The following is an 11,320-nucleotide window of genomic DNA, read 5'->3' as shown; positions in this document are numbered from 1 at the left end:
GCGGCCTATGATTCGAGCGTTCCAGGCACGCCGGTTTCGCCATGATCGTGCTTCGACCCGCCTCCGAAGGCTTGCCGTGCGCGATGTGGCTTCGTCCCAATCGCGTGCTGAGCCGCAAGGGTTTGCGTCGACTGATCCTGGTGCTGGCTGCGCTGGCGCTGACGACCGCCGCTCTGGGGGCGTGGCAGGGGAATGTCTTCGCTCCGCTGTTCGCGCTGATCGAGTCCGTGGCGATGGCCGTTGCGCTGAGCGTGGCCTGGCGGGCGGGCGACCGTGGGGAGCGCATCACCCTCGACGAATCGTCGCTGGAGGTGCGATCGCTGCCGGGGCAGCGGCGCATCCGTTTCCAGTCGCACTGGGTGCGGGTGAAGCTGGTTCCGGGTGCGGGGCGCCGACGTCTGCTGCTGGCATCGCATGGTCGCGAGCTGGAAATCGGGGCTTTCCTCGCCGAAGAGGAGCGTGCCGAGCTGTCAGGGAAACTCAAGGTGCTGCTGGCCGAATCCACGGCTCCGTGGCGCAGGTAGGTTCAACAAAGGTGCAAGACATGACATCTGGCGGCATCAAGCCTCACGGTATCAAGCGCGCGGTGTTGGTCGGCCTCGGCGGGGCGCTTGCCCTGTTCGGCGGCTCGGCGATGGCCAATCCGAAGCCATGGCAGCTCAACATGACGCGCGGCGCCAGCGAGTGGTCGTCGGTGCCCTACCACCTGAACAACATCGCCCTGGGCGTGTGCGTCGGCATCGGCATCCTGGTGTTCGGCGCGATGTTCATTGCCATGTTCCGCTTCCGCAAGTCGCGCGGCGCCGTGGCCGAGAAGTGGACGCACAACACCATGCTCGAGGTGGTGTGGACCACCGTCCCGGTGATCATCCTGATCACGCTGGCCTACCTGGCTACCGGCGGCCTGACCTCGTTCGCCAACACCACTGGCTCGCAGATGACCGTGAAGGTCACCGGCTACCAGTGGAAATGGCGCTACGACTACGTCGACTACAAGGGCAAGGCGATCGACCACGTCGGCTTCATGTCCAAGCTCGACCGTCTCTCCGACGAAACCCGCCAGCTGGATTCGGGCATGGATCCGAACGCCGTGCAGACCGACGGCGAGAACACCTATCTGCTGAATGTCGACAAGCCGCTGGTGGTGCCGGTGGGCACCAAGATCCGCTTCGTGATCACCGCCGGCGACGTGATCCACTCCTGGTGGGTGCCGGCGCTGGGCTGGAAGATGGACGCCATCCCGGGCATCGTCAACGCGGCCTGGACCAACATCGACAAGCCGGGCGTGTACCGTGGCCAGTGCGCCGAGCTGTGCGGCCAGGACCACGGCTTCATGCCGATCGTGGTGAAGGCGTTGCCGAAAGCCGAGTTCGAGCAGTGGCTGGCCCAGCAGGAGGCCGCCAATGCGCCGAAGCCGGCTGCTGCGGCTCCAGCCACCGCACAGGCAACCACTCCGGCCCAGGGCAACCAGGGTTGATTTTCCGGACCGCGCCTGGCGCGGTCCCACGTCATTACGTATCAGGTAGAGGTGCAAGGCCATGGCCCACGCAGCCACCCACGACCACCACGATCATCACGGTGCCCCGAGCAACTTCTTCGTGCGCTGGTGCATGTCCACCAACCACAAGGACATCGGCACCCTGTACCTCGTGTTCGCGCTGACGATGTTCTTCATCGGCGGCAGCTTCGCCATGGTGATCCGCGCCGAGCTGTTCAAGCCCGGCCTGCAGCTGGTGCAGCCGTACTTCTTCAACGAGATGACCACCATGCATGCGCTGGTGATGATCTTCGGCGCGGTGATGCCGGCCTTCGTCGGCCTCGGCAACTGGATGATCCCGCTGATGATCGGTGCGCCGGACATGGCACTGCCGCGCATGAACAACCTCTCGTTCTGGATCATGCCGTTCGCGTTCGCGCTGTTGCTGTCCACCCTGTTCACCGCGGGTGGCGCGCCGGCGGGCGGCTGGACGATGTACCCGCCGCTGGCGCTGCAGGGCGGTTCGGTGGCGCAGATGGTGTTCGCTATCCACCTGATGGGCATCAGCTCGATCATGGGCGCGATCAACATCATCGCCACCATCCTCAACATGCGCGCGCCGGGCATGGACCTGCTGAAGATGCCGGTGTTCGTGTGGAGCTGGCTGATCACCGCGTTCCTGCTGATCGCCGTGATGCCGGTGCTGGCCGGCGCGGTGACCATGCTGCTGACCGACAAGTACTTCGGCACCAGTTTCTTCAATGCCGCCGGTGGCGGTGACCCGGTGCTGTACCAGCACATCTTCTGGTTCTTCGGGCACCCCGAGGTGTACATCATGATCCTGCCGGCGTTCGGGATCATCTCGGAGGTCATCCCGACCTTCGCGCGCAAGCCGATCTTCGGCTACAAGGCGATGGTGTTCGCGATCGCCTCGATCGCCTTCCTGTCGTTCATCGTATGGGCGCACCACATGTTCGCCGTCGGCCTGCCGCTGGGCGCCGAGGTGTTCTTCATGTACGCCACGATGCTGATCGCGGTGCCGACCGGCGTGAAGGTATTCAACTGGGTGTCCACGATGTGGGGTGGCTCGATGACCTTCGAGACGCCGATGCTGTTCGCCATCGCGTTCGTCATCCTGTTCACCATCGGCGGCTTCTCCGGCCTGATGCTGGCGCTGGCCCCGGCCGACTTCCAGTACCACGACACCTACTTCGTGGTGGCGCACTTCCATTACGTGCTGGTCACCGGTGCGGTGTTCGCGATCATTTCCGGCACCTACTACTGGCTGCCGAAGTGGACCGGCCGGATGTACTCCGAGTTCTGGGGCAAGATGCACTTCTGGAACTCGGTGATCTGGGTCAACGTGCTGTTCTTCCCGCAGCACTTCCTGGGCCTGGCCGGCATGCCGCGCCGCATTCCCGACTACAACGTGGCATTTGCCAACTTCAACATGATCAGCTCGATCGGCGGCTTCCTGTTCGGCGCCTCGCAGCTGATCTTCGTGGGCGTGGTGATCCACGCGGTGTGGGGCTCGAAGAAGAAGGCCACCGACCGCGTGTGGGAAGGCGCAAAGGGCCTGGAGTGGACCGTGCCGTCGCCGGCGCCGTTCCATACCTTCGATGTGCCGCCGGTGATCAACGACGACGAACTGGCGCACGGCCACGTCGACCACTGAAACAGCCAGGGTGCCGTCACCACTGGTGGCGGCACCGGAGAGAGTTAGCCGGTCATGCAAGAGACTTCGCAGCAGGCCATGATGGATGCGCGCCGCCGGGGCGCCCGGCGTACCGCGCTGATCGTGGCGGGGATCGCCCTGGCGATATTCGCCTTGTCGTTCCTGCAGATGGTGCGTTGAGCCCGGCCTGTTAGAGCAAGTTCCCCGCGCGACATGGCGGGGTGGTCGTTAGAGAGACATCCACGGGAACCTTCACGATGGGTCAGCAGCAAGGCGCTTACTACATACCAACCAAGAGCTCGTGGCCGTTCATCGCCGCCGTGGTGATGTTCGTCACCATGTTCGGCGCCAGCCACTGGCTCAGCGCGCAGCCGAGCGACACCTCGTTCGGCAAGACCGTGCTGACCATCGGCATCGTCGGCGTGCTGGCGATGTTCTTCGGCTGGTTCCGCTCGGTGATCCGCGAATCGCTGGCCGGCAGCTACAACGACCAGGTGGACCGCTCGTTCCGCATGGGCATGATGTGGTTCATCTTCTCCGAGGTGATGTTCTTCGGGGCATTCTTCGGCGCGCTGTTCTACGCCCGCATGTTCGCGGTGCCGTGGCTCTCCGGCGAAGGCCATGGCGTGTTGACCAACCAGTTCCTGTACCCGGCCTACACTGGCGGCTGGGGCGCGGCCGGCGGCAACGGCCCGGCGCACATCGGTGGCGGTTTCGAGACGGTGGCGGCCTGGGGCCTGCCGCTGCTCAATACGCTGATCCTGCTGACCTCCAGCGTCACCGTGACTATTGCGCACCATGCGCTGAAGTCGGCGCACCGCGGTCGCGTGCTGGTGTTCCTGGGCCTGACCGTGCTGCTCGGCGCGACCTTCCTGTACTGCCAGGCGCACGAGTACATGGAGGCCTATAGGGAGCTGAATCTGACGCTGCACAGCGGTGTGTACGGCTCGACCTTCTTCATGTTGACCGGCTTCCACGGCATGCACGTGACGTTGGGCACGATCATGCTGGCGGTGATCTGGTTCCGCGTGCTCAAGGGCCACTTCAACAAGGAACACCACTTCGGCTTCGAGGCGGTCGCCTGGTACTGGCACTTCGTCGACGTGGTCTGGCTGGGGCTGTTCATGTTCGTCTACATCCTCTGAGTCGCCCGCGATCCGGAAATGAAAAAGCCCGCCGAATGGCGGGCTTTTTCTTACGCAGGCGACGGGCGCATCGCCGCATCGGCCGGGTTTGGAAGACACGCTCCAGCTACAATGCCGGACCGGTATCAGCCATTCACCCCGTGCGGATGCAGCCAGCCCATCCAGATACCGAGGATCACCATCAGGATGAGCAGCACCGACAGGCCGATGCGGCGGGTGAGTGCCCAGGCGGTACGACGACTGCTGCCGTCCCGGTCGGTCATCATGAAGTACAGGGCCTGCCCGAGATTGAACAGCACTACCAGCAGCAGAACCACCAGCGCATATTTGTAGACGGTTTCCACGTGACTGACTCGTACGATTTCGACGCCCCGAGTATAGCGTTCGTCCGCGGGACGTCTGCGTGAGTGCGTTTCGCCGTCCCGCTTGGTGGTCGGTGCTGCTGACCGTGGCCGGAGCGCTGCTTTTCGTGCGCCTGGGCGTCTGGCAGCTGCACCGTGCCGCGGAAAAGGAGGCCCTGCTGCGGCGCTATGCCACGGCGGCCACCGCGCCCCTGCAAGATTTCGATAGTGTGGCGCAATCGCCGCCGGCCACGGCGTATCCGCGCGTGCAGGTGCACGGTCGTTACCTGGCCGGCCGTGTCTATCTGCTGGACAACCCCAGGCACGACGCGCTCGGCGGCGTGGAGGTGTACGCGCCGGTCGAGCTCGATGGTCACGCACCCTTGCTGCTGGCCGACCTCGGTTTCCTGCGCGGCAACGGCACCGACGCCACACCGCAGGTGCCGCCGCTACCTACCGGCGAGGTCGACCTGCAAGGGCTGTACGTGCCGCCTCCGGGCGTGGCGCTGGAGATGGGCGGCGATGCGCTGGCCCGACAGCAGGCGTACCCGAAGAAGACAATCTATCTCGATCTTGGACAGGTCTCCCGCGACCTCGGCCGCCCGCTCTATCCCCGCCTGCTGGCGCTGGACCCGGACCCGGCGGCGATCTACGAGCGCAAGCGCACGCCCGATTTCTCCTCGATGCCGCCCTCGCGGCATCGCGCCTACGCCTTCCAGTGGTTCACCTTTGCCCTCGCGGCAGTGGTGATCTTCCTGGTGCTCCACCGCAAGCGCCGACCGCGGCCGCGATCCTCCTGAGAGCCGAACCATGACGCTTCCTTCTTCCGACCGCGCCGTGCGCAACAGTCGCCTCAAGCTCCTGCTGATCGCGGCGGTGTTCGCCGCGCCGATGCTGGCCGCCGGCCTGCTTACGCTCGGCGGCTGGCAGCCCGGCACCAAGGGGCACGGCGAACCGATCCTGCCGCAGCGCAATTTCGCCGACGAAGCGCTGCCGGTCACGCTCGACGACGGCTCCGCGTATGCCTGGCGCGATGCAAAGCCGCGGATGACCCTGGTTGCGCTTACCGGGCCGCAGTGCGCCGCCCGGTGCCTGCGCCAGCTCGAGGCGATCGCCAAGGCCCGGGTGATGCTCAACCGCAACCAGCCGCGTCTGCGCCTGCTGCTGGTCGGTGCGTTGCCGGCGGGACAGGCGGTGGACGGCAATCGCCTGCAGCTCGGTGCGAATCCGGATGCCTCGTATCTCGTCGGGCACGACACCGGCGGCAAGCTCGCCGCATTCGCTCCCGGCACGCCGGACAGCGTCAGTGCGCTGCTGGTGGAATCCAATGGCACCGCGCTGTCGTTGTATCCGACCGGGTTCGATGCCGCCGGGCTCGCCCAGGACCTGCAGAAGGTGATCCGCTGATGACCGATCGTTCGACCCTCGTGCTCCGCCGCCTGTCGTTGTTGGCCGCGGTATTCGCCTTCGGGCTGGTGATGTTCGGCGCTTTCGTGCGCCTGTCCAATGCCGGCCTGTCCTGTCCGGACTGGCCGACCTGCTACGGCCAGGCGACCTGGCCGACCGCGCCGCACGAGGTGGCCAAGGCCGACGCGGCGTTCCCCCAGCGTCCGTTCGAGGACAACAAGGCCTGGCGCGAGCAGGTGCACCGCATGCTGGCGGGCACGCTGGGTTGCGCGGTGTTCGCGATGGCGCTGATCGCCGCCTGGCGCCAGCGCACCCGGGCGGTGGGGGTGCTGCTGGCCGCCGGGTTCGCCGTGGTCGGCATCACGCTTTACATGCATCACGACTTCCTCTGGTCCACCGCCGCATCGGCACTGGCGATCGGCCTGCCGCTGGCGGTGGCGCTGACCCTGCCGCGGCCCGGCGCCTGGCGGGCCAGCGTGCTGGCGTTCGCGGTGATCATCTTCCAGGCCATGCTCGGCATGTGGACGGTGACCCTGCTGCTGAAGCCGATCGTGGTGATGGGGCACCTGCTGGGCGGCCTGACCACCTTCGCGCTGCTCGCCTGGTCCGCCTTGCGTTATGCCGGCGTCGGTTCCGACGATGACCGGTTTGCCGGCCTGCGTCGTTTCGTGGTGCTGGGCCTGGTGCTGCTGGCCGTGCAGATCGCGCTGGGCGGTTGGACCTCGTCCAATTACGCCGCGCTGGCCTGCGGCACGGACTTCCCGAAGTGCCTTGGCCAGTGGATGCCGCCGACGGATTTCCACCAGGGCTTCGTCCTGTGGCGCGAGATCGGCGTGAACTACGAGGGTGGCGTGCTGGACCTGGCCGCCCGCAGCGCGATCCAGATCGCCCACCGGATCGGCGCACTGGTGGTGTTCTGCTACCTCGGCTGGCTGGTGCACAAGGTGGCGCGCGCCGGTCTGCGCCCGTTCGGCATCGCCATCGGCGCGGCGCTGGTGACCCAGGTGCTGCTGGGCATCAGCAACGTGCACTTCGGCCTGCCGTTGTGGGTGGCGACCGCGCACAACGGCGTCGCCGCGGTGCTGCTGTTCACCCTGCTGGCGACGCTGGCGCGCACGCAGCGCCGCCGGGTGGACGGTTCGCCGCTGGTAGAATCGACCGGATGACCGCCCATTTCAGAGAGTACCTGCAGCTCACCAAGCCCCGCGTCGTCGCGCTGCTGGTGTTCTGCGCCGTCATCGGCATGTTCCTGGCAGTGCCCGGCATCCCGCCGTGGCGGGCGCTGGTGTTCGGTACGCTGGGCATCTGGATGGCCTCCGGCTCCGCCGCGGCGTTCAACCACCTGATCGACGAGCGCATCGACAAGCTGATGGCGCGCACCGCACGCCGCCCGCTGGCCACCGGCGCGCTTAGCGTGCGCCAGGTGCTGGTGTTCGCGGTTCTGCTGGGCATCGCCTCGATGCTGGTGCTGGGGCTGCTGGTGAACACACTCACCGCGGTACTCACCTTCGGCGGCCTGATCGGCTATGCGCTGGTCTATACCGCTTACCTCAAGCGGGCCACGCCGCAGAACATTGTGATCGGCGGCTTGGCCGGCGCGATCCCGCCGGTGCTCGGCTGGACCGCGGTGACCGGCCACCTGCACGCCTTCGCGCTGCAGCTTTGCCTGATCATCTTCGTCTGGACGCCGCCGCACTTCTGGGCGCTGGCGATCTTCCGCCGCGAGGACTACGCCCGCGCGCAGGTGCCGATGCTGCCGGTGACCCACGGCGTGGCCTACACCCGTTGGCACGTGCTGCTGTACACGGTGCTGCTGGTAGTGGTGACGCTGCTGCCAGCGCTCACCGGTTACACCGGCCTGGTCTATCTTGGTGGCGCGGCGGTGCTCGACGTGGTGTTCCTGTATTACGCGATCCGCCTGATGAATCCACCGGACGAGTACTTCGCGATGCGCGTGTTCCATTACTCCATCGTCTATCTGATGGCGCTGTTCGCCCTGCTGCTGGCCGATCACTGGCTGCTGCCGGCGCCCTCGTCCGGCCTGGTGTTGCAGCCGGTCGGCTGAGCGGCGCGAGCGAAAGGGGGAGGTCATGCGGATATTGATCGCCGAAGACTCACCCACCCTGGGACGCGACCTGCGCGATGCGCTTGTGCGCGACGGCCACGTGGTGGATCTGGCCACCGACGGCGAGCAGGCCATGCATTTCCTGGCCAGCTTCAGCTACGACGTGGTCACGCTGGATCTGATGATGCCGCGTGCCGACGGCTGGACCGTCCTGCGCAGCCTGCGCGATCGGCCGGATCGCCCGCGCGTGCTGGTGCTCTCGGCCCGCGGGCAGGTGGAGGACCGCGTTGATGTGCTGAACCTCGGCGCCGACGACTTCATGGTCAAGCCATTCGCCTATGCCGAGCTGCTGGCCCGGTTGCATGCGCTGATGCGCCGGGGTGAGAGTGCGCCGGTGCTGCTGGGGGCCGGGCGGCTGGTGGTCGATCCCCGCGCACGCACCGCGCGCGTCGGCGACACGCCGCTGCCGCTGTCGCCGAAGGAATACGCGCTGCTGGAGATGCTGCTGACGCACCGTGGCCGCGTGCTTTCGCGCACCGCGCTGTTCGAGGGTCTGTATGACGCACGCAGCGAGGCGTCGGACAAGGTGATCGAGGTGCTGGTGAGCACGCTTCGCGCCAAGCTCGCGCAGGCAGGGATCGAGCAGCTGATCGAGACGCGGCGGGGTTTCGGCTATGTCGTGGCCGCGTAACCTGCTGTTCGGCTCGATCCGCGCGCGGTTGCTGCTGCTCATGCTCGGCGGCCTGGGTACGCTGATGTTCGCGCTGTTCCTGCTGCTGGACTTCAGCATCGACAAGCAGATTTTCGGTCGCCTCGATGCCACCCTGCTCGGCCGCGCGCGCGGCGTGGTGGTGCTGCTGGAATCGCACCCGCGCGATGACGCCTGGCAGGAGCTGCACGAGCTGAGCCCGGAGTACGCCACCGGTGGCCACACCGACTTCGTGCAGATCTGGGATGCCGCCGGCGGCACGCTGCTCAGCTCGGCCAGCAATGCGGCGAACAACCTGCAGCCCCCGCCGGCGCCGGTGCCGGCGAACGCGCCGCTGTTCTACGACCTGCGCCTGCCGGACGGCCATCGCGGTCGTGCGGTCGGCTTGCGATTCTCCATGCTCGGGCGCGCCGATGAAGCGATCCTGGTGGTGGCCGAAGAGCGCGAGCAGGTCGACCAGCTCGAACGCCACGTGCACCTGGCGCTGGTGATCGGCGTACTCGGCATGGGGCTGCTCGCGGCGCTGCTATCCGTGCTGGCGGTGCGCGGCGGGTTGCGTCCGCTGCTCGCGTTTGCCGCCGATACCGGGCCCGACGGCGCGCCGCGCGTGGAACCGCTGCCGGTGGCGCGCATGCCGAGCGAACTGAAGCCGTTCGCCAACACCCTCAATTCGGCGTTCGCGCGGCTGCAGGCCGCCCTGGGGCGCGAGCGCCGCTTCGCCCGCGATGTGGCCCACGAGTTGCGCACGCCGCTCGCCGAGACCCGCATGGCGGTGGAACTGGCCAGTCGTGGCGCGCCCTCGCCCGGGGTGCTGGCCGGGGCGATCGCGTCGATCGACCGCATGCAGCGCTGCATCGACGGCCTGCTGTCGCTGTCGCGCTACGAGGCGGGGATCGACCAGGCGCAGGTCGAGCCACTGGAGCTGGCGGACCTGCTGCGTCGTTCGCTGGCGATGGTCGCGGGGCCGGCTGGCAAGCGCGAAGTGACGGTTGCGGCGCAACTGCCGGACGAGTGCTGGGTGATCTCCGATCCGGCCTTGCTCGAGCGCATCGTCGACAACCTGCTGCTCAATGCCGCCGAGTACGCCCCGGCCGGCAGCGACGTGCGGGTGGAACTGGCGTCGGTCGCCGATGGCTGGAACCTGCGCATCGGCAACGCCGCGCCCGAGCTGTCGGCGGAGGACCTGGCCCGTCTCGGCGAGCGATTCTGGCGCAAGTCCGCCGCGCGCGAAGCGAGCAATCATGGTGGCCTGGGCCTGGCGCTCTCCGGCACGCTGGCCGGGCTGCTGGGCCAGCGCCTGGACTTCACGCTGGAGCAGGGCGTGCTGTGGGCCAGCCTCGGCCCCCTGCGACCGATTGCCCTGCCGGAAGACCCGGGCTCTTAAGCATCCCTGAAGTTTCGCGCCCCACGCTTGGCGGAAGACCCGTCACGCCCTGGAGTGCGCCATGTCCCGTCGGCTGCTGCCGCTGCTGATCCTCCTGTCCGTCCTGGCCAGCGCGCCGGCCACGGCCGCCGAGGTGGTGAAGATCCTGACCCCGGCGCAGAAGCAGGCGCTCGACATCCGCACCGGTACCGCCCAGCCCGCCGAACACGTGCCGCTGGACGGCCTGCCGGCCCGGGTCAGCGTGCCGTTGACCGGCAGCGCGGTGGTCACCGCGCCCTACGAGGGTGTGGTGGTCGAGCTGCTTGCGCGCGAGGGCCAGACGGTGAAACAGGGCCAGCCGCTGGCGCGTATCCGCAGCCGCGAGGCGATGACGCTGGGCGCCGATCTCGCCGCCGCGCAGGGCGAGTACCGCGTCGCCAGTGCCCAGGCCGAGCGTGATCGCCAGCTGCTCGCCGAGGGCATCATCCCGGCGGCGCGGGCGCAGGCCGACGATGCCCGGAGCGCCGCCGCCGCGGCCCGCCTGCGCGAGTTGCAGGCCGCGCGCGCGATGGCGCCGTCGGGTGCCGCGCCCGGCACCTACGAGCTGCACGCGCCGATCGCCGGCCGCGTGCTGGAGCGCGCGCTGCAGCTGGGCGAGCCGGTGGCGATGTTCGCCAAGGCCTACGTGCTGGCCGCGGGTAGCCAGGTGATGCTGGAAATGCAGGTGCCCGCCCGCGACGCGGGCACCCTGCGCGCCGGCCTGCCGGTGCGGGTGGCTGGCGGCGGCGAGGGCCAGGTCAGCGAGATCGGCGGCGCGGTCGATCCGGCCAGCCAGACCGTGCGCGTGCGCGCCGAGGTCGACGGGGGCCGCCTGCTGGTCGGCCAGCAGGTGCGCGCCAGCTTGCTGCTGCCGGCGCCGGCCGGCGCGGTGCGGGTGCCGTCCGAGGCGGTGGTCGAGCGCGAGGGGCAGACCCGCGTGTACGTGGCCCGCGGCAACGGTTTCGTCGCCGTGCCGGTGCAGCGCCTGGCGCAGACCACCACCGGTGAGAGCGTGATCACCGGCCCGATCGCCGCCGGCAGCGAGCTGGTGGTGCGCGGCGCCGCACGGCTGGACGCGATGCCGGCCGGAGGCCAGTGA

General features: G+C 68.0%; 13 protein-coding genes. 12 read left to right on the top strand and 1 reads right to left on the bottom strand.

Going from position 1 to position 11,320, the window contains the following annotated elements; all coding sequences use genetic code 11:
* Nucleotides 1–83: 83 nt before the first annotated feature.
* From NC595_RS00140 to NC595_RS00125, 5 genes are all read left to right on the top strand, one after another.
* A complete protein-coding gene (locus tag NC595_RS00140; RefSeq protein ID WP_063673133.1) occupies nucleotides 84–524 on the top strand; it encodes a DUF2244 domain-containing protein in 441 nt (146 codons plus the stop codon).
* Between the two features lie 20 nt (nucleotides 525–544).
* On the top strand, nucleotides 545–1,477 hold the full coding sequence (gene coxB, locus NC595_RS00135) for a cytochrome c oxidase subunit II (protein WP_253564112.1): 933 nt from the start codon (nucleotides 545–547) through the stop codon (nucleotides 1,475–1,477).
* 61 nt (nucleotides 1,478–1,538) lie between these two features.
* Complete coding sequence (gene ctaD / locus NC595_RS00130; RefSeq protein ID WP_063673131.1) at nucleotides 1,539–3,152, top strand: cytochrome c oxidase subunit I; 1,614 nt, start codon at nucleotides 1,539–1,541, stop codon at nucleotides 3,150–3,152.
* 54 nt (nucleotides 3,153–3,206) lie between these two features.
* A complete protein-coding gene (locus tag NC595_RS20305; RefSeq protein WP_017463548.1) occupies nucleotides 3,207–3,332 on the top strand; it encodes a hypothetical protein in 126 nt (41 codons plus the stop codon).
* Nucleotides 3,333–3,409: 77 nt separating this feature from the next.
* Complete coding sequence (locus tag NC595_RS00125) at nucleotides 3,410–4,297, top strand: cytochrome c oxidase subunit 3 (protein ID WP_063673130.1); 888 nt, start codon at nucleotides 3,410–3,412, stop codon at nucleotides 4,295–4,297.
* A gap of 125 nt (nucleotides 4,298–4,422) precedes the next feature.
* Here NC595_RS00125 and NC595_RS00120 read toward each other — a convergent pair whose 3' ends face one another.
* Nucleotides 4,423–4,641: a twin transmembrane helix small protein gene (locus NC595_RS00120; protein WP_063673129.1), complete on the bottom strand. Its 219-nt coding sequence runs from the start codon at nucleotides 4,639–4,641 to the stop codon at nucleotides 4,423–4,425.
* Nucleotides 4,642–4,700: 59 nt separating this feature from the next.
* Between NC595_RS00120 and NC595_RS00115 the strand changes: the two genes are divergently transcribed.
* The 7 genes from NC595_RS00115 to NC595_RS00085 all read left to right on the top strand — a co-directional run bounded on the left by NC595_RS00115 (nucleotide 4,701) and on the right by NC595_RS00085 (nucleotide 11,320).
* Nucleotides 4,701–5,438 (top strand): SURF1 family protein, encoded by a 738-nt coding sequence (locus NC595_RS00115; RefSeq protein WP_253564111.1) that lies wholly within the window; start codon nucleotides 4,701–4,703, stop codon nucleotides 5,436–5,438.
* A 10-nt stretch (nucleotides 5,439–5,448) separates the two neighbouring features.
* Nucleotides 5,449–6,045 carry a hypothetical protein gene (locus NC595_RS00110; protein WP_253564110.1) on the top strand — a complete coding sequence of 199 codons (597 nt, stop codon included), beginning with the start codon at nucleotides 5,449–5,451 and terminating at the stop codon, nucleotides 6,043–6,045.
* The gene (locus NC595_RS00105; protein WP_253564109.1) at nucleotides 6,045–7,211 is read left to right on the top strand and encodes a COX15/CtaA family protein; all 1,167 of its coding nucleotides are present in this window, start codon (nucleotides 6,045–6,047) and stop codon (nucleotides 7,209–7,211) included. Before NC595_RS00110 ends, NC595_RS00105 begins: the two co-directional genes overlap by 1 nt.
* The gene (cyoE, locus tag NC595_RS00100; RefSeq protein ID WP_253564108.1) at nucleotides 7,208–8,110 is read left to right on the top strand and encodes a heme o synthase; all 903 of its coding nucleotides are present in this window, start codon (nucleotides 7,208–7,210) and stop codon (nucleotides 8,108–8,110) included. The genes NC595_RS00105 and cyoE overlap by 4 nt, the downstream gene beginning before the upstream one ends.
* Before the next feature lie 25 nt (nucleotides 8,111–8,135).
* Complete coding sequence (locus NC595_RS00095; RefSeq protein WP_253564107.1) at nucleotides 8,136–8,801, top strand: response regulator transcription factor; 666 nt, start codon at nucleotides 8,136–8,138, stop codon at nucleotides 8,799–8,801.
* Nucleotides 8,785–10,203: an ATP-binding protein gene (locus NC595_RS00090; RefSeq protein ID WP_253564106.1), complete on the top strand. Its 1,419-nt coding sequence runs from the start codon at nucleotides 8,785–8,787 to the stop codon at nucleotides 10,201–10,203. The genes NC595_RS00095 and NC595_RS00090 overlap by 17 nt, the downstream gene beginning before the upstream one ends.
* 61 nt (nucleotides 10,204–10,264) lie before the next feature.
* Nucleotides 10,265–11,320 (top strand): efflux RND transporter periplasmic adaptor subunit, encoded by a 1,056-nt coding sequence (locus NC595_RS00085; RefSeq protein ID WP_253564105.1) that lies wholly within the window; start codon nucleotides 10,265–10,267, stop codon nucleotides 11,318–11,320.

The sequence above is a fragment of the Dyella lutea genome (assembly GCF_024158035.1).
Lineage (GTDB): Bacteria > Pseudomonadota > Gammaproteobacteria > Xanthomonadales > Rhodanobacteraceae > Dyella_A > Dyella_A lutea.
Note: the sequence above shows the minus strand (reverse complement) of the source record. Positions and strands in the feature narration are given on the sequence as shown.